Raw genomic sequence first — 17,453 nt, 5'->3', positions numbered from 1 at the left:
GTGGAGCAGGGAGTGCTGCGATGCGGGTGCGCGTGCGCCGCCGTGAGACGGAGTGGGCACAGAGTGACAGATGTGAGGGTGTCGTGTCAGGGGCACGCTAAGTGTTTGGCCGGAAACTGATCGATCATCGACCGCCGGTGACCAGGCGCTTCCCGGCGGCGGCCCGTACCTCGGCCTCCTCCATCGGATCGTCCCGCAGCTCGGCCAACCGCTCCCGGACGCGTGGCAGATCGGGGGCGTGCGCGATCCCCAACAGGCGAGCGTTCGATTCGCAGTCCCACAGTGACTCGGTGTACGCGAAGTCGAGCCCGGCGGGTGCGACGGCCGCCAACGCCCGGAGGCAGTCGGGCCGTTCGTACGAGTGCGGTGTGCGCAGCCACAGTCGGCGCAGCGCCGGAGCCGCCTCCTCGCCCGCCGTGCCGAAACGGGCGATCCCGGCGGCCACGGTGGAGGGACCGCACCACTGGCGTGCCTGTTCGTGCGCTTCGAGCTCCGCCAGCAGTACGGGCAGATCCTGGGCCGCGCCGTGTTCCGCCAGCACCTGGACGCCGATCCATGACAACCATGACCGCCCGTCCACCGCCCATGCCCGCGCCTCGGGCACGGCGAGCGGACCGAGTCGCAAGGCCGCGACCCCGAGCCCCGGCAGGGGCAGTTCGCCGTTCGCCTCCGCAAGGTCGGGCACCAGCGGATCAGCGCCGGGTCCGGCGGACGCCCGGCAAGGGTCCGTAGGGCTTGGACCTTGGCGCCGTCGGCCGACCCGCCGTCGGCGAGGACTTCCAGGAGGCGACGACTGCTCGGACCCACGTCGATCGTGTGCGGCCGGAACGGGCGAACGGGTGCACTCGTCTCGGCCCCCGCCCTCCACCGCAGCCAGGGATCGGAGCGCCACAACCGGGGCTGGTCCCCGCCCAGACGGTCCCGTGCGACGCCGGCCAGGTCGTCCCACCACTCGACGGGCCAGGCATTCGCCACCGACTCCAGCACATCGGCCCAGTGCCCGCCCTCGCGGACGTATCCCCGCAGCCCTTCACGTGCCTCGACCGACCCCGACAGCGCCAGCCGCTCCAGAATCCCGGTGGCCCGCTCGCAGTCGTCACCGTCGCCCGCGAGGAGGGCGAACAGGGGATCCAGGGCGAGCCCCAACTCCTTCATCAGGCGCGCCAGATACAGATGGCGGTCGTCCACCATCGTGTCCCACCGCCAGTCCTGCCGCACAACCTCATACACCAGCGCGGCCGATGCACCCGGCCCGTCCAGCGCCCACAACGCGCCCAGCCCGCGCCCTCGTTGCAGCAGTCCTTGGAGCGTGCCCGGCGAGGCGTACACCTGGTCGTCCGCGGATTCGTCGGTCATTGCGGCGAAGCCTGCCGGAGACAACCCACCGGCACCAGCCGTTTTTCAGTGGCCCGTGGCGTGGCGAAGGCGGGTGCCGGGGCACAGATGGAAGAGCTCGGGGTCTCCCTCGTCGAGCCCGTGCAGCAGGCCGACCGGTTGCCAGCCGACGTGGTGCAACAGTCGCTGCATGGGGTGGTTCGAGACGTTGGTCGAGGTGAACAGCTTCGGGGTGGTGCATGCCGCTTCGACGGCCTCGACGAGACGTACGCCCACACCTTGCCGACGAGTGCCGGGCGCGACCATCAGCAGGGTGAGGAAGCCCTGTTCGAAGAAGGTGTACTCCAGCACGCTGTAGCCCACGGGTCCCGAGGCGTCCTGGGCCATGAGGACCGAGCCCTGGTCACACCAGCGCCGGACGCTGTCCCGCCGGGCCTGCACGCCGGACGCCGCGATCGTGTCGATCCCGGCCAAGGCGGTCCAGTCCGACGGCGCGGCGCGGCTCACCCGGAGCCCGTTCACTGGCCTTCCCCCCGTTCGGTTCCCCAAGTTCCCGGCGACAGCCGAGCGGGCTTGGGCGGTGGATGGAAACCGCCCAGGCCCGCGCCGCTTCACGTCACGGCATCACGGACCACGGCATCACGGACCATGGCATCACGGACCGTGGCATCACGGACCACGGCAGCACGACGTGACGTCACGGCTTGCGGGCGAGGCCGCCGTGCTCGGCGATGACTTGCGGGGCCGGGTCGGTGGGGTCCGGACGCCAGAGGGGGACCGAGACGACGCCGGGGTCCAGGAGTTCCAGGCCGTCGAAGAACGAGGTGATCTCGTCTACGGTGCGCAGGTTGTACGGCACGGCGCCGCTCTCGTTGTACCCGTCCTGGGCCTGTTCGAAGATCGGGTCGATGCCCCGGGAACCGTCGTTGATGGAGAGGTAGCTCCCGGCCGGCAGAGCCCCCAGCAGACGGTCGACGATGGAGCGCGCCTGGTCGTGGTCGGCGACGTGGCCCAGGATGTTGCTGAGGATCAGCGCGGTGGGCCGGCTGAGGTCGAGCGTGTCGGCGGCGGCAGCGAGGATGCGGTCCGGGTCGAGCACGTTGGAGTCGACGTAGGCGGTCGCACCCTCCGGAGTGGAGTAGAGCAGGGCACGGGCGTGGGCCAGGACCATCGGGTCGTTGTCGACGTAGACGATCCGGGTCTCAGGGGCGATCCGCTGGGCGACCTCATGGGTGTTGTCCGCGGTCGGCAGGCCCGTTCCGACGTCCAGGAACTGCCGTATGCCCGCCTCGGCGACCAAGTACGTGATGTTGCGGCGCAGGAACGCGCGGCTGCTGCGGGCGATGGTCACGATGCCGGGGAACACGGCCGTGTACGCGTCGCCGGCCTGCTCGTCGACGGGGTAGTTGTCCTTCCCGCCCAGCCAGTAGTTCCAGATACGGGCCGAGTGCGGCACCGAGGTGTCGATCTTCTGATGCGCCGCCGGTCCGGGCGTGGTCGCGTGGTCGGTCATGTCTACCGTCCGTCTTTCAGCCGAAGCGAGGAGTTCCAGGCACAACTTACGTCCCGACACCCGTGTTCCGTACGTCAGTTCACATTTCCGGTGGGTCCGATCAGGGGTTTCACAGCGAAGCGTCGTGTCGAAGGGGCCGGCCTTGTGGCAGGGGAGGGGGAGGGCGTACCGACTGCTGTGGCGTACCGGCGACGGGTCGGGCCCGAGCTTCCCTTGAGTTCGGCGAACTGCGCGATCGGCGGGAGACGCGCCTGGGCGTCACCTGAGGGCGGCCGGTGTCAGTCGCCGGTGCGTGGTGTGGGGGTGTAGGGCTTGATCTTCGCGCCAGGGCGGTGGTCCTCCCGGTTGCCGGTCGATGGTCTGTCGGGAACTGTCCAGGGAGCGGCGGGCGGCGTCGACGAAGGCAGTTGTCCGGACGCGAGAGCGGACATGATCCGCTGAAGGTCGCCACGGTTCTTCGGACCGGGGCCCGCGACGAGGAGCGCGAACCGGCCGACCGTGTCGGCCAGGTCGCCCGCGGCGTTCGCGACCTCGCGGTCGGCGACCAGGCTGAGCGAGTTCAACGCGGCGTTGAACGGCGGCCGGTTGGTGTCGTCGGGCCGGTCGTCCAGGCGGCCAAGTCGGACTCCTCCTGCAGCGTGGTGGCTGTCCTTCGTGGGCGACATGCGACACGGCTCGTCCACTCTTGATCATGTGCTGTGGGCGCGTGGGGCTGGATCCCGAGATCGGGCGCGACCGAGGACCACCTGCGAGAGATCTCGGGCACGGCTCAGGGGGGAACTTCTCGGCTCGAACTGGCGTCCTTCGTGGTGAGGTTGGACGCACCTGGTGCGCGACGGAAGTGGGTTGCCATGTCGACGAACGACCCGACCAAGATCGAGACCACCCTGGCCGACGGCCGGCGCATGACCCTGTCGCTGCCTCCGACGGACGCGGGATGGGCCGCCGACGGCATCAAGGCCCTCCGTGCCGTTCCGCCCACGCACACCGGCCACGGCCAGAACCCTCCCGCTCTCCCCGAGCGCCCCGCGCTCCCCCTCGAAGTGGCCCTGCTCGGCTTCGGCATCTGAGGCCGTCTCGTAACTCGGTGAGCTGGTCGGCGCAGGGTTGGTCGTGCGGGTGTTCTCCGCTCAGCGGACCGTGTTCGTCGAGGTGATCACGCGGAGAGTGCCGGACGCGCCGGTGCGTCGAGTTCGCGGGCGCGGGTTGCGGGGTCACTTTCCATAAGCGCGCAGGAAGACGTCCGTCGCAGTGTCCGCGACGGTGTCCGGGGCGACGTCGGGGCGGTACTCCAACGGGCCGGTGAGCAGAGAGAGGAAGTGCTCGGCGGCGAGCTCCGGGTCGCACGGGCGCAGGCGGCCGGCGAGAGCCAGGCGGGCCAGGCGGTCAGCGAGGGCGGAACGTACCCGCAGGGCTGTGCGCTCGCGTACGCTGGCCGCCAGGTCGGGGAATTGAGCCGCTTGGGCACAGGCCAACTGCCGCACGGCGCGGGCGTCTTCGTCGATGAACGCATGCAGCAGGTTGCGGGCCACGGTCGTGAGCGGGGCGCGCGGGTCACTGTCCGCGGCGGCCTCGCGCAGCTGCTCGACAACGGCGAGGCTCTGCGCGCCGATCCGGTCGGCGGCTGCCTCGACGGCCTCGCGGTAGAGGCTCTCCTTGTCGTTCAGGTGACTGTAGACGGTCGGCTTGGCGACGCCCGCCTCCTGCGCGATCTCCTTCACGCACGCCTGGGTATAGCCCCGCCGCGCGAATACCACGAACGCGCCGTCCAGGATCGCCTGCCGCCGCTCGATACGGCCACGGGCGGTACGCCCGCCCCCGGTTGACACTTCTGAACTCATGGGTTCAGTGTAGGGACTGAACCAGCTGGACAAGATTTCTGAACCCATTGGTTCATTTACGTTGAAGGGGGTGGTGCAGGCGTGATCGTCCACATGTTGCGCTTCACGTTCAAGGAGACCGTGACCGAGGAGGAGCGTGAGCGCGTACTCGCGGCGATGCGGCGCACGGCCTGTGTCGAGTCGGTGTCGTTCTCGACGGTGGGCCAGAACCTCGGCGATCCCGACGGCTTCACCCACGCCTACTGCGTGGGCATCACCGACCTGCCGGCCCTGCGGCGCTACATGCACGACCCGGTTCACCTGGCCGGCGACCCGCACATCTTGCCCCACCTGGCCAGGATCGCCATCGGCCCGGACCTGTCCGACGACATGACGCCCACCCTGGCCAGGGACATCCTCGCCCTGCATGAGGAGAAGGTCGCGCTCCATCCGGAGTGGGCCGCCGAACTCGGCCCGCTGCTTGCGGCCTGAAGGAGCCCGCCGTCGGGCGGAGGTGGTCATCGCGTCCCGGGAACGGGTCGGCACCGAGGTGGGCTATATCGCCGCGTACCGGGCGGGCAGGAGCGTCATCGAGATGTGCGGTCCCGAACCGCTGCCGGCGGTGAGGGGGACTGGTCGTCGACGACGAGTGACCGCAGCCCGGTGGGCGGACGCCACAGCGTCCGCCCACCGGTGGCCATTACGCGCCGGCGCCCGGCCTAGTCGTCGCTCTTGTAGACCGATATCTCGGTCAGGGTGGGGGTGTACTGCTCCGTCGCGATCGGATCGGTGAGTGCCACCCGGAGACGGGAGGTGGTGATGTCGCCGAAGCCGGTCACGGTGAGGTCGTGGCCGATCCCGGTGTCGCGGGTCGCGAAGGTGATCCAGCGGCCGGTTCCCGCGTCCCGGCGTTGCAGGTCGAACGACTGCACGCGGGGGTTGGTGCCCGAGTCGGTGTACTCGTCCAGGTACACCTCGTCGAAGGTGGTGGCCGTGCCGAAGTCGATGTCGAGGGTGATGGGGTAGGTGGCGTCGTCGGCGGCGGCCCAGCGGGTGGTGAGGCTGCCGTCGGTCAGTTTGTCGGCCGTGAGTGTGCCGTTCGCCCCGGGGTGGGTCGAGCTTGCGGTGGCGGGTTTGCCGAGAGCGAGGTCGACCCGGTTGTCCACCTCCTCCTCGATGGGATCGTTGTCCACCGGGTTCGGGACCTTCGGGCCGATGCGGGTCTCGGCCATGCCGACGTCCGGTGCGTCGCCGTAGTAGATGTGCGTGCCGAGGAAGTCCTCGGTGCCCAGACGCGGGTTGTAGCGGCCGGCGTCGATGAGGGGTGAGTCGTCGCGCAGGGCGAAGTGCGCGGCGGCCTCACGGATCCGGTTGACGCCCACCCCGGTGACGTAGTCGGCGGGATCACCGACGAAGCGAGGGTCGGCCCGCAGCCCGTTCGGGTCGGCCGGTTCCTGGGTGGAGTGGGTGCCGCCGGCCTCGTAGTAGTCATTGTTGGCGAACACGGCCTGGCGCAGGGCGCCGGTCCGGCGATACCACGTCGTCGGCTTCGTCTTCGAGGTGTTGTAGAAGACGTTGTTCAGGAAGTAGACGCGGCTCAGGAACGTCTCGTCGTGGAGATAGTCGAGGTCCGCGCCGTCATAGACGAACGTGTTGTTCGTGAAGTACGTCGGCGAGTAATTCGTCGACAGCATGTTCTTCACGAGTACGCCGTTGTCGTTGACGCTCAGGTTGTAGCGTGCGATCGAGTTGGAGCTGTTGCCCATGTAGGCCATCCAGCCCGCCGCGTTGTCGTGCGAGTAGTTGAACTGGTAGGTGACGTTGAAGTTCGTGTATTCGAGGTCCCAGGGTGTGCCGTCGTACTCGTTGTCCGGGCCGCCGTAGACCTCGTTGAACTGTATGACCGAGTCGGCGCCGGCCCACAGATAGAGCGCGCAGGACACCGCGTCATAACGCTCCAGATAGCCGTTCACCTCGTTGTACTCGACCGTCATGTTCTTGGTGTTGGCGAGCTGGATCGCGCCCTGGCCGATGCTCTCCGCGTAGTTGTGGCCGATGTAGACGTCACGGCTGTACAGATCGCGGGTACGCACCCACAACTGCTCCCAGCCCTCGTGCCACTTTCCGCTCTCGTCGTACTGACCGGCGTCCGCGCCGTCGGCCGCGAACCAGTTGAACGCGAACTGGACGGCGTGCAGTTCGACGTTCTCGAAGGTGTTGTTCTCGATCCGGACGTCCTTGAAGTAGTAGCCGCCCGTGCCGTAGTCCTTGTAGCTGCGGCTGCCGAAGACCTGGAAATTGACGGCGCCGTAGTGGATTTTCTGCCAGGTGCTCGGGCCGTCGAGATGGTGGACGAACACATTCGAAATGCGGAAGTGGTCCATGATGCTGTCCGCGCCGTTCGCCAGGAGGTCGGCGTTGATCGAGATCATGATCCCGTCGCGGACGTACGTCCCCGCGGTGATGTCGGTCGCGAAGTCGTCGTCATTGGACAGTTCGATGTTGTTGATGTCCCAGTACTGCTGATTGCGCAGCACGACGGCACCGGTCAGGCCGACCGTCGCGGGATTCTTCGTGCCGTCCGCCCTGAACGGGCTCGGCACCTCGCCGTTCGTCGCGATGTACGGGCGTCCCGCGCCCGGCTCGCCGTACGCCGAGATGGTGATCGGCCTGCCCGCGCCGCCCGACCCCTTCGGCCACAACTGCTCGTCCTGCCACTGCTCACCGGCCTTGAGCAGGATGCGGTCGCCGGGCGCGAACGTCCTCACGTTCGCCTTGGCCAGGGTGCGCCAGGCGGTGCCCGGCGAGGTCCCGGCCGCACTGTCGCGACCCCGCGTGGCGTCGATGAAGTAGTCCTTGCCGCCGGTCGTGTTCGGCGTGTTTCCCGGCCAGGACGGCTTGACCTTGACGGTGGCGGGGGGCGGGGCGGTGGTGGCGTGCGCGGCGGGCACGAGCGCTCCGACGAGCAGTGCGGCGAGCAGGGCGACGAAGCCCACGTACAGCGTCCGTGCGGGGGGCGGTGGTCCGGTGTCGACGGGTCTCATTGCTGCACATCCTCTGCGTTGATGGCACCCAGCGCCGCGGTGTCGACATCGATGTCACTGTCGTCGATACGACGCTGGAGATACTGGTCGAACTTCTCCTCGACGAGCGACTGCCGGATGCGCCGGGAGTACGCGGCGAACGCCTTGTCCTCGTCGACGCTCTTGCCGTCGAGCTCGTAGTACGTGATCTGGCCGGTGCCCGTGACCGGGTCGGACACCTCACCCGTCTTGAGCTTGCCGAGCACTGCCATGAGGTCCTGGTCGTGCGCGTTCAGGCCGGTGGTGCCACTGCCGTCGTACGTGGCGGTCGTGAGCCTGGCCCCGGGCTCGTCGGGAGCGACGTCCGCGAGCCGCTCGGCGGCGGCCACGCGTTGCTGGAGGCGGGTGGCGTGGTTCGAGGGAGCGCCGGTGGGCACCGGTACGACCAGCTGGGAGTACGTGTACGTGGTCGCGTTGGCGCTCCACGCGTCCCGGTCGGTGTCGAAGGCGTGCCGGACCTCGGAGTCGGTGACCCGGAGGGGGCCCTTGGCCTCCGTGCCCAGCCGTTTCTTCAGGCTGGTGGTGAGTTCGGTGAGCCGGTGTGTGTAGTACTCGTCGGGGGAGAACTCCGTGACGCCGTATACCGTTCGGCCCGCGGCGACGGCCTTGGCGCGGGACTCGTTCTCCTGCTCCATCTCGGCGAGGAAGTCCGCGTGGTCCACGGAGTCGATGAGCCCCTGTTCCTTGGCGAGGAGCAGCGTGGTCCTGTCCCGCCGGATCTCGTCGAGCGCGCGGGTTTCGAGCCGCTGGAGCGCCGTAGTGTCACCGGCCTCGGCGTTCCAGTCGACCGTGCCGCGCAGGCCGTACTTGTTGCGCAGCTCGTTCTGCACGGCCGGTGCCAACCGCCGCATGTGGAAGAGGAGTTCGTCGCGGGTGACGGGGTGCCCGTCGAGGGTGGCGACCCGGCTCCCGCTCCCGCTGTCGCGGTGGCTGACCAGCGTCACTCCGGTGACCACCAGCGCGGTGAGGGCGATGCACGCGCTGAAAATCAGGACGAAAGTCCTGCGGGACGTGCTGGGCCCCTTCATGAGGCCACCTCGATCGCGGTCACCCGGGCGATGACCGGCGTGTCCCGGGAGCGGGTCACCTCGGCCCGTACGGCTTCGACCTCGGTCGACGGGAACGTGAGGATGCGCTGACAGCCCACCGCGTTCGCCTCGGCGAGCGTCGTCCACCGGCCGTCCCGGTGGCCCCGCACGACGACGTGCTCGATCCGCTGACCCTGCCTGATGTCCTCGCCCATGACGACCGCCTCTACCAGGTGGGGCCGAGCGAACGTGAGCGTCACGGTGGTCAGGGGGCCCGAGTCGCCCGGGGCGCGGGACGAGAACGTCGTGGTTGCCTCGATCCGCCGCGCACGGAAGTCCTCGATGCGCCGCCCGAGTTGCCCAAGGACCGCCACGTCGGCGTCTCGTACGAGCCCGTCCTTGGCCGGCGGGACGTTCAGCAGGAAGCACGAGTTGCCGCCGACGGACCGCAGATAGATGGTGAACAGCTCGTCCACGGAGCGGACTTCGGCGTCTTCGCTCGGGTGGTGGAACCAGCCCGGCCGGATCGAGGTGTTGACCTCGGCCGGATACCAGACCAGGTCGTCCTCGTGCCCGGCCAGCGCGGTGCGGCTGCCGAGGTCGCGGTCGTCGCTGCGGACGAGGCGGGCGAAGGTGCCGTCGTCGGTCTGCTGCGAGCGGTCGGCGGTCCGCTCGGCGTCCTGCAGGGCGCGCGGCACCACGCTCCACTCGTCGGGACGGGTCTCCCCGGCCTCGTTGCCGCACCAGCGGACGTCCGGCCCGCACACACTGATGACCGCGTCCGGCTGCAGCTCGCGCACCACCGCGTAGTACCGCTCCCAGTCGTAGAACTGGCGCTTGCCGTTCGGGCCCTCGCCGTTCGCGCCGTCCAGCCAGACGGAGAACACCGGCCCGTACCGGGTGAGCAGTTCGGTGAGCTGGGCGACGTAGAAGTCGTCGTACGCGGTCCCGGAGCCGTACGACGCCTCGGTGCGGTCCCAGGGGGAGAGGTAGATGCCGAACCGCAAACCGTGTCGTCGCGCCGCCTCGGCGACCTCCGCGACCACGTCGCCCCCGCCGTCCCGCCACGGCGACGAGGCGACCGAGTAGGCCGTGACGTCGCTCGGCCAGAGGCAGAATCCGTCGTGGTGCTTGCAGGTGAGGATGACGCCGGTCATCCCGGCGCTCTTGAGCGACGCCACCCACTGGTCGGCGTCGAGCCCGGCCGGGTCGAACAACGCCGGGTCGTCGTGCCCCTCGCCCCACTCGCGGTCCGTCATCGTGTTCATACCGAAGTGGATGAACCCGTAGAACTCCATCGCCTGCCAGGCGAGTTGGCGCTCGCTGGGCCGGACTTCGGCCAGTGCGTGTCCGGTTGTGGCGGCCGTGGTCATCGGAACCGCCGGTTGTAAGCCGCGAGCAGGGCCAGCAGGCCGGCCAGCGCGGCGAGCATGACCAGGAGGTTGTTCCACCCCACCGTCGTGCGCGCGGTGACGACGAGCGTGACGCAGGCCGCCGCGACGAGCGTACGGGCGGCGACGAACAGCGCCGTACGCGTCGATTCCTTCATGTTCGGTTTCCTTCCGCTGGTGCAAGCGGGGGCGTCGATGCCCGCAGGCGGGCCGGGCGGTCAGCCCTTCACGCCGCCGGATGCCATGCCCTCGATGAGCCGGCGCTGGATGACGGCGTAGAGGAGGAGCACGGGGACGATGACGATGACCATGCCGGCGTAGAGGCGCCCGTAGTCGGCCGCCGCCTTCTGCGCGGTGAACAGGTTGAGCAGGCCGACCTGCAGGGTCTTGCCCTCGCCGGGGAGGAGGGTGAGGGCGATGATGAAGTCGTTCCAGTAGGCGAGGAAGTTGAAGAGGATGACGGTGGTGACCGCGGGACGCGCCATCGGGAGCATCACGGTCGTCATGATCCGGAAGCGGGAGGCTCCGTCCAGCGCGGCGGCCTCCTCGTACTCGACCGGGATCGACCGGAAGTACCCGGTGAGCAGATAGATGGTGAACGGGATCGACGTGGCCGCGTAGACGAGTGACAGGACGGCGGGGTTGTCGATGAAGAACCCGCCGGGGAAGACGTCGATGAGCGAACGGTCCCAGTCGACGAGCATGAGGAAGATCGGTACGACGATGTAGTTGACGTTGACGAACAGGCCGGCCAGGAGCGCGAGTTCGACGAGGCGGCGGCCCCGGAACTCGTAGCGGGCGATGACGTACGCGGCCGGCACGGAGACCGCAAGGACGAACACCAGACCGAGCGCTGTGACGAACACCGAGGTCAGAAAGTACTGGCCCATGTGTGCGGTGACGAACGCGTCGACGTAGTTCTGGAAGTGGAGGCTCTTCGGCAGCGTCCAGGGGCTGCCGAAGAACTCGCTCTTCCGCTTGAGCGAGGCCAGCAGCACCCAGGCGACCGGCACGGCGATGGCGAGCGTGAGGGCGATGACGAGGACGTGGGTGAGCGGGCGGCCGATGCGTGGGCGGGCGGTGTTCGGGCGGGCGGTGTCCGGACGGGCCGTTCCCGGTCGCTCGGCGGGCGGGCGGGACGAGGTGGTCAGGGTCATGGCGGTGGTGTCCGTCCTCAGTACTGGAGGGGCTCGCGCCGCGTCGCCCGGCTGACCAGGAGCGACACGAGGAACGAGAACGCGAAGATGACGACACCGATGGCCATGCCGTAGCCGTACGACGAGTTCGTGTACGCCTGCTTGTACATGTAGCTCAGCAGGACCTCGGAGGAGCCGTCGGGTCCGCCGCCGGTCATCGCGCGGACGAGGACGAAACTGAGGTTGACGGCGCTCATGATGAAGAAGGTCAGCGTGGTGCGGAGGTTCTCCCAGATGAGCGGCAGGGTGAGGGCGAAGAACTGCCGGGCGGGGGAGGCGCCGTCGAGCGCGCTCGCCTCGTAGAGCTCTTCCGGGATGCTCGCCATACTCGACATGTAGAGGACCATGTAATAGCCGAGCGACTGCCAGACCATGGCGACGGCGACGGAGTAGAGCACGACCTTCTGGTTGCCGAGCCAGACCTGTTGCAGACCGTCGAGCGACAGCAGGCGGAGCGTGCCGTTGAGCAGACCGTTCTCCTGGTCGTAGACGGCGGAGAAGATCGCCGCGATCACGACCACCGAGAGCACGTTCGGGATGTAGAGGACGAACCGGTAGAGGTTCCGTCCGCGCAGCCGCTGCCGGGTCATGACCGCGGCGAGGAACAGGCCCATGACCGTCGTCACGGCGGTCACCACGACCAGCAGCGCGACCGTGTTCTGGAACGCGCGCACGAACTGCTGGTCGTCGAGGAGGGCGCGGAAGTTGTCGAGCCCCACGAAACGCATGTCCGGGGAGAACCCGCTCCAGGTGTAGAGCGACATCCGGAACACGTTCATGGTCGGGACGATCATGAACACCGCGAACAGCACCAGCGCGGGCAACAGGCAGACGAGCACGAAGCGGGTGTCGGCGCGGCGGCGGGCCGGAGCCCGGGTGCCGCGCCGGGAACTCCCGGCGGGCGGTGCCGATGCGGACTTCGAGGTGCCGTCCATCGAGCCGGGGCGTGGGGTGGCGGAGGTCGTCACCGTGCCTGTCCTCACCTCAGCCGCCCGCCTGCCGCAGCTTCTCGCTCGCCTCGTGCAGCGCGGACTGCCACTTGTCCTCGGTGGTGTCGCCGCTGATGATGCTGTTGGCGGTGTCGAAGAGCGTGGCCTTGATGTCGACGCCCTCGACGGGCGCGGTGCTCGCGAACCCGCCCACCAGCGCGGCGACCGACGGGTCCTCGTACACCTTGTAGAACTCGGCGTTCTCGGCCGACAGGCTGCTCGCGATGCCCTCGACGGGCTGGATCGCGTTCGACTTGGCGAAGATCTTCGCCGCCTCGTCGGAGTACAGATACGCGATGAACTCCTTGGCCGCGTCCTTCTGCTGGGCGGCGCTGGGCACCCAGACCGACTCGACCGACGTCGTGATGTAGCGCTTGCCGCCCGTGGTGACCGCCGGCAGCGGCGTCAGGCCCCACTGGAAGCCGTCCGCGCGCGGGGCCTGCGCCATCTCGCCGACGATCCAGGTGCCGTTCGGCATGAACAGCGCCTTGTCGTCGAGGACCAGCTGCTGGTTCTTGGTGAAGTCCTGCTCGTTGGCGTACCCGACGGTGGCGGGCGCCGCGTACCCCAGCAGTCTGGTCGTGATGTCGAGCGCCTTCCGGGCGTTCGCCGTCTTCCAGACGTCCTTCTTGTACGTCATGACGTCGGTGTAGAACTGCTCCCCGCCGACATCGGCGAGGAGCGCGAAGAAGTACGAGTCGAGGTACCCGGCGGTCGGATAGGTGAACAGCGGTATGCCCTGCTTCTTCGCGGTGTCGCCGAGCGCGAACATCTCGTCCCAGGTGCCCGGGACCTTCCAGCCCTTCTCCTTGAACAGGCCCTGGTTGTAGAAGAGTCCGGTCGGCGCGTAGTACATCGGCATCAGATACGTCTGGTCCGTGCCGTACGGGTTGGTGTTGAGGTTGCCGACGATGCCCTCGGTGAGCTTGTCCCCGACGGTCGTGTCCTCGCCGGGGACCCTTTCCTTGAGCACCGGCGTGAGGTCCTCGAGGGCCTTGTCCTTGATGAGGGTCTCGGTGAGGGCGGCCTTCCGGCCCTGGCCGAGCACCACGACGTCCGGGTACCGGCCCGCCTTCATGTTCGGGGTGATCTCGTCCTCGATGCTCTTCGAGATCTGCAACTCGACATCGATGTCGGGATGCGAGGCCTCGTACGCCTCGATGACCTGTGTGTACATGTCCCGGCCGTAACCGCCTTCGAGGGCGGCGACCTTGAGAACCGTCTTGCCGGAGTCCGAGCCGCTCCCGCCGGCCGAGCAGCCGGCGAGCAGTCCGAGCACTGTGACCGCGGCGCCCGTGAGGACGAGCGATCTCCTCATGTGGGGTCCTTCCCGTGGACCTGTTGCCCACCTGGCTGCGAGAGATCTGGATCACATGGTGATCCGGTGTTGTTACGGTGGCACCGATAACATGACAGCGCAAGAGGCTCAGGAGGGGCAGTTGTCGAACGGGCGGGCCTGAGTTCGGTGTTGGGTGGGGCCGGGGAAGGGGCGCGCGGTGATAGCCGGTCAGGAGGAGCGCGGGGGTGCGGTGGAGGCGCGTACCGTCAGCGAAGCGGTGACCACGGTGGCGTCGACATCGGCCTCGTCGCCGTGGAGGAGCAGGTCCACGGCCGCCGCGCCGTAGCGGTAGAAGTCCTGCCGGACGGTGGTCAGCGGGGGAGAGCTGTAGGCAGCCAGGGCGATGTCGTCGACACTGACGATGGAGACGTCGTCGGGCACCGACCGGCCGCGCTCGTGCAGGGCGCGGATGACCCCGAAGGCCATCTCGTCGCTGGCGACGAACACCGCGGTGACCTCCGGGATCATCGCGATGATCTGCCCCTGCCGGTGACCCGAGTCGGGCGACCAGTCGCCCTCCAGGATCGGCGGCGCCTCGATCCCGGCCGCGGTCAGGCACTCCTGCCAGCCCTGCCGCCGCCGGCGCGCCTCGATCCACTCGTCGGGGCCGGAGACGTGCCAGACCTGACGGTGCCCCAGATCGAGCAGATGCTGTGTGGCGACCCGGCCCGCCTCCTGCTGGTCGATGCCGAGCACGCGGGCACCCGCCGTCCGCGAGCCGTCGAGGGTGACGGTCGGGATGTCGCGCGTGATGTCCTCCATCTTCCGTGTCACGGAGATGAGCGGTACGGCGATGACGAAGCCGTCGACGCCCTGGTCGGCCAGCTTGGACAGGGACTGCTCCATCAGACCCGTGTCCAGCGCGGCGATGGTCGCGATGCTCACCGCGTACCCGGCCGCGCCGGCGGCCGCCTCCACGCCGGCGGTCACCGCCGAGCGCGAGTAGTACCCGCCGGACGCCAGCAGCACCAGGCCGATGGTGTGGCTGCGTCCCGAGGACAGCGCCCTGGCGGCGCTGTTGAACCGGTAGCCGACCTGCTCCACGGCGGCGAGCACGCGCCGCCTGGTCTCGGGGTTGACGTTCGGTGAGCCGCGGAGCGCACGCGAGACGGTCTGCGCCGACACCCCGGCGGCCCGGGCCACATCGGCCATGCTCGGCTGCCTGAGCCTCGCGATCTCCTCGGTCATGGCGCTCCCCTCCCGCGGACGGCCCGCGGTGTCGTTCACCGGATTCTATCGACCTTGTTACGCATGGCACCGATAACATAGGCTCACATCGTGACTGAGCCGACCACGACACACATCTCTCCGGCCCACACCACAACCGATACGCCGCCTTGCGGCACCACTGAGAGGGCGACCACGGCAACTTCGGCGACCGAAGTGGTTGCCGCCGGCGTCACCAGCGCGCTCACCTGGGGCGGGGGCCGCCTGTACCGGCACGGCGCCCCGCATCGCATCCTCTCCGGAGCGCTGCACTACTTCCGTGTCCACCCCGAACTCTGGCGGGACCGTATCCGCCGGCTCGCCGACCTCGGCCTCAACACCGTCGACACCTATGTGCCGTGGAACTTCCACCAGCCCCGCGAGGACGGGCCGCCCCGCTTCGACGGCTGGCGGGACCTCGAACGGTTCATCCGTACGGTGGGGGAGGAGGGCCTCGATGTCGTCGTCCGGCCGGGCCCGTACATCTGCGCGGAGTGGTCCAACGGCGGCCTGCCGAGCTGGCTCACCGCCCGCGACCTCGCGATCCGCAGCTCCGATCCGGCGTTCACCTCTTCCGTCGGCCGCTGGTTCGACGACCTGGTGCCGCGCATCGCCGCGCTCCAGGCGTCCGAGGGCGGGCCGGTCGTGGCGGTGCAGATCGAGAACGAGTTCGGCAGCTACGGCGACGACCACGCCTACCTGCGCTGGAACCGCCAGGCCCTGTCCGAACGGGGCATCCGGGAGCTGCTGTTCACCGCCGACGGCCCCACCGAGCTGATGCTGGACGGCGGCACTCTGCCCGGCACCCTCACGGCCGTCACCCTGGGGTCCAAGCCCGACGCCGCCCGCAGGCTCCTCGCGGACCGGCGACCGGACGAACCGTTCGTCGTCGCCGAGTTCTGGAACGGCTGGTTCGACCACTGGGGCAAACGGCACCACGTCCGTGGCGTGGACAGCGCGGTCCACACCCTCCGCGACATCGTCGCCGACGGCGGCAGCGTGAGCGTCTACATGGCCCACGGCGGCACCAACTTCGGCCTCTGGGCGGGCGCCAACGACCACGAGGGCCGCCTGGAGGCCGTCGTGACCAGTTACGACTCCGACGCGCCGATCGCCGAGGACGGCAGCCTCACCGCCAAGTTCCACGCCGTACGCGAGGCGCTCGGCGCGCGGGGACCGCTCCGGTCACCCGCGCGCATGCCGACCCTTCCGCCGGCCCGCCTCCCGCTCGTCCACCACACCGATCTGCTCGCCGGCCTCCGAGCCGTACCGGCCGCGACCACGACCGCGCCCCGCCCCGCCTCGTTCGAACAACTCGGCCTCGACGCGGGCATGGTGCTGCACACCGCGCACCCCCGCATCCCGGCGGGCGAACACCGGCTCGTCCTCACCGACGTACGGGACCGGGCCCTGGTCTTCGTCGACGGCACCCCCGTCGGTGTCGCCGAACCCGACTCCCCGGAACTCCGCGTCGACGGAACCGGTGGCGTCGTACGGCTGGAGATCCTGGTCGAGAACCTCGGGCGGGTGAACTACGGTCCCGGCATCGGCGGACACAAGGGCCTGCTCGGCCCGGTACTCGTCGACCGGCGCATCGTGCAGGGGTGGGAGAGCGCGCCGGTGGCGCTGCAGGAGTGGGCCGCCGAGGAGTTGGCCGCCGCGGTCGCCACCGGTCCCGGGACCACGCGCGTCGCCGGGACCGCGCGTACGCGGGCGGGGTTCGCCGTCGCGGAACTGCACGTCGACACACCCGCGGACACCTTCCTCGCCCTGCCGGGGTCGAGCCGAGGCCTCGTCTGGGTCAACGGCTTTCTCCTCGGCCGTTACCGGGAGATCGGACCGCAGGTCACGCTGTACTGCCCGGCACCCCTGCTGCGTGCCGGCGAGAACACCGTGACGATCCTCGACCTGGAACGCCTCGGCGGGGAGCTGGAGTTGCGGGACCGTCCCGAGCTGGGACCGCCGCAGGAGTACGTCGAGGAGTTCGACTGACCCGAGTGTCGGTTCTGGCGGGTTGGATCTGCTCGACCGTCTCGCCGCTCGCGCGGCAGCGGAGCGCGTGTGCTGCACGCGGCGACCGGCCCGGAGAAGGCGTAGGGCTCCCGAGTCAGCCCCCTATCGCCTCCGCCCCCACGATTCCAGGGCACCGGAACCGTGGACACCCCTACGCACCGGGCACCCGTGGCAGGGGTGTCCGAGAGGGCCCAGGTCAGAGGTCTGCGAAGGGGGTCGGGTACGCTCGGCGGGCCCAGGGTGCCGGCAAGCTCGGGGCATTGACCGGCGATCGCGCCCACCTAGTGCCGCGGCAGGCAACGTTTGCCCGTGAAGGAGCGGCGTCCGGTGCGTGCTCTCGGCGTGCCGGCCGAAGGCCCTTGTACTGGATGTACTTGGGTCTTCGGCCGGTGCGGCGAGAGTGCGTGCAGGGCGTCGCGACGGGGCGAACGTTGCCTGCCGCGGCACTAGTGTGATGCGCCAGAAATCCTCAGGGTTAGTAAGTACCCTGTTGGCATGTCGCATTCGGGGCCTTCTGCTGTGGCGATCACGTTGTCCGAG

16 protein-coding genes are annotated in these 17,453 nt (G+C 69.1%); 3 read left to right on the top strand and 13 right to left on the bottom strand.

Annotated features, from left to right (window positions below):
- Positions 1 to 124 precede the first annotated feature (124 nt).
- The 4 genes from ACFU53_RS06480 to ACFU53_RS06465 form a co-directional block, all read right to left on the bottom strand.
- Entirely contained in the window at positions 125 to 685 is a 561-nt protein-coding gene (locus tag ACFU53_RS06480) for a hypothetical protein (protein ID WP_383986603.1), read from the bottom strand.
- 716 nt (positions 686 to 1,401) lie between these two features.
- The gene (locus ACFU53_RS06475) at positions 1,402 to 1,857 is read right to left on the bottom strand and encodes a GNAT family N-acetyltransferase (RefSeq protein WP_383986600.1); all 456 of its coding nucleotides are present in this window, start codon (positions 1,855 to 1,857) and stop codon (positions 1,402 to 1,404) included.
- A gap of 175 nt (positions 1,858 to 2,032) precedes the next feature.
- Positions 2,033 to 2,848 (bottom strand): SAM-dependent methyltransferase, encoded by an 816-nt coding sequence (locus ACFU53_RS06470; protein WP_383986598.1) that lies wholly within the window; start codon positions 2,846 to 2,848, stop codon positions 2,033 to 2,035.
- A gap of 278 nt (positions 2,849 to 3,126) precedes the next feature.
- On the bottom strand, positions 3,127 to 3,513 hold the full coding sequence (locus ACFU53_RS06465) for a hypothetical protein (RefSeq protein WP_383986596.1): 387 nt from the start codon (positions 3,511 to 3,513) through the stop codon (positions 3,127 to 3,129).
- A gap of 186 nt (positions 3,514 to 3,699) precedes the next feature.
- Between ACFU53_RS06465 and ACFU53_RS06460 the strand changes: the two genes are divergently transcribed.
- Entirely contained in the window at positions 3,700 to 3,918 is a 219-nt protein-coding gene (locus ACFU53_RS06460; protein ID WP_383986594.1) for a hypothetical protein, read from the top strand.
- A 144-nt stretch (positions 3,919 to 4,062) separates the two neighbouring features.
- On the opposite strand, the gene ACFU53_RS06455 is transcribed toward ACFU53_RS06460, so the two are convergent.
- Positions 4,063 to 4,689, bottom strand: coding sequence for a TetR/AcrR family transcriptional regulator (locus tag ACFU53_RS06455; protein WP_383986592.1), 627 nt, complete (start codon positions 4,687 to 4,689; stop codon positions 4,063 to 4,065).
- An 81-nt stretch (positions 4,690 to 4,770) separates the two neighbouring features.
- Here ACFU53_RS06455 and ACFU53_RS06450 point away from each other — a divergent pair, with 81 nt between their 5' ends.
- Entirely contained in the window at positions 4,771 to 5,160 is a 390-nt protein-coding gene (locus ACFU53_RS06450; RefSeq protein WP_383986590.1) for a Dabb family protein, read from the top strand.
- A 227-nt stretch (positions 5,161 to 5,387) separates the two neighbouring features.
- Here the strand turns inward: ACFU53_RS06450 and ACFU53_RS06445 are convergent, their stop codons facing one another.
- The 8 genes from ACFU53_RS06445 to ACFU53_RS06410 form a co-directional block, all read right to left on the bottom strand.
- On the bottom strand, positions 5,388 to 7,712 hold the full coding sequence (locus ACFU53_RS06445) for a discoidin domain-containing protein (RefSeq protein ID WP_383986589.1): 2,325 nt from the start codon (positions 7,710 to 7,712) through the stop codon (positions 5,388 to 5,390).
- Entirely contained in the window at positions 7,709 to 8,779 is a 1,071-nt protein-coding gene (locus ACFU53_RS06440) for a hypothetical protein (protein WP_383986587.1), read from the bottom strand. The genes ACFU53_RS06445 and ACFU53_RS06440 overlap by 4 nt, the downstream gene beginning before the upstream one ends.
- Positions 8,776 to 10,152, bottom strand: a complete 1,377-nt coding sequence (locus ACFU53_RS06435; protein ID WP_383986585.1) for an alpha-L-fucosidase — start codon at positions 10,150 to 10,152, stop codon at positions 8,776 to 8,778. Before ACFU53_RS06435 ends, ACFU53_RS06440 begins: the two co-directional genes overlap by 4 nt.
- The gene (locus ACFU53_RS06430) at positions 10,149 to 10,328 is read right to left on the bottom strand and encodes a DUF6903 family protein (RefSeq protein ID WP_383986584.1); all 180 of its coding nucleotides are present in this window, start codon (positions 10,326 to 10,328) and stop codon (positions 10,149 to 10,151) included. The genes ACFU53_RS06435 and ACFU53_RS06430 overlap by 4 nt, the downstream gene beginning before the upstream one ends.
- A 60-nt stretch (positions 10,329 to 10,388) precedes the next feature.
- A complete protein-coding gene (locus ACFU53_RS06425; RefSeq protein WP_383986582.1) occupies positions 10,389 to 11,327 on the bottom strand; it encodes a carbohydrate ABC transporter permease in 939 nt (312 codons plus the stop codon).
- A gap of 17 nt (positions 11,328 to 11,344) precedes the next feature.
- Positions 11,345 to 12,334 (bottom strand): carbohydrate ABC transporter permease, encoded by a 990-nt coding sequence (locus ACFU53_RS06420; protein ID WP_383986580.1) that lies wholly within the window; start codon positions 12,332 to 12,334, stop codon positions 11,345 to 11,347.
- 16 nt (positions 12,335 to 12,350) lie between these two features.
- Entirely contained in the window at positions 12,351 to 13,673 is a 1,323-nt protein-coding gene (locus ACFU53_RS06415) for a carbohydrate ABC transporter substrate-binding protein (RefSeq protein WP_383986578.1), read from the bottom strand.
- Positions 13,674 to 13,862: 189 nt separating this feature from the next.
- A complete protein-coding gene (locus ACFU53_RS06410; protein ID WP_383986577.1) occupies positions 13,863 to 14,882 on the bottom strand; it encodes a LacI family DNA-binding transcriptional regulator in 1,020 nt (339 codons plus the stop codon).
- A gap of 195 nt (positions 14,883 to 15,077) precedes the next feature.
- Between ACFU53_RS06410 and ACFU53_RS06405 the strand changes: the two genes are divergently transcribed.
- Complete coding sequence (locus ACFU53_RS06405) at positions 15,078 to 16,892, top strand: glycoside hydrolase family 35 protein (protein ID WP_383986757.1); 1,815 nt, start codon at positions 15,078 to 15,080, stop codon at positions 16,890 to 16,892.
- The last annotated feature ends 561 nt before the right edge of the window (positions 16,893 to 17,453 follow it).

The organism is Streptomyces sp. NPDC057474 (assembly GCF_042802555.1).
GTDB lineage: Bacteria > Actinomycetota > Actinomycetes > Streptomycetales > Streptomycetaceae > Streptomyces.
This window is presented reverse-complemented; position numbering and strand designations above follow the sequence as displayed.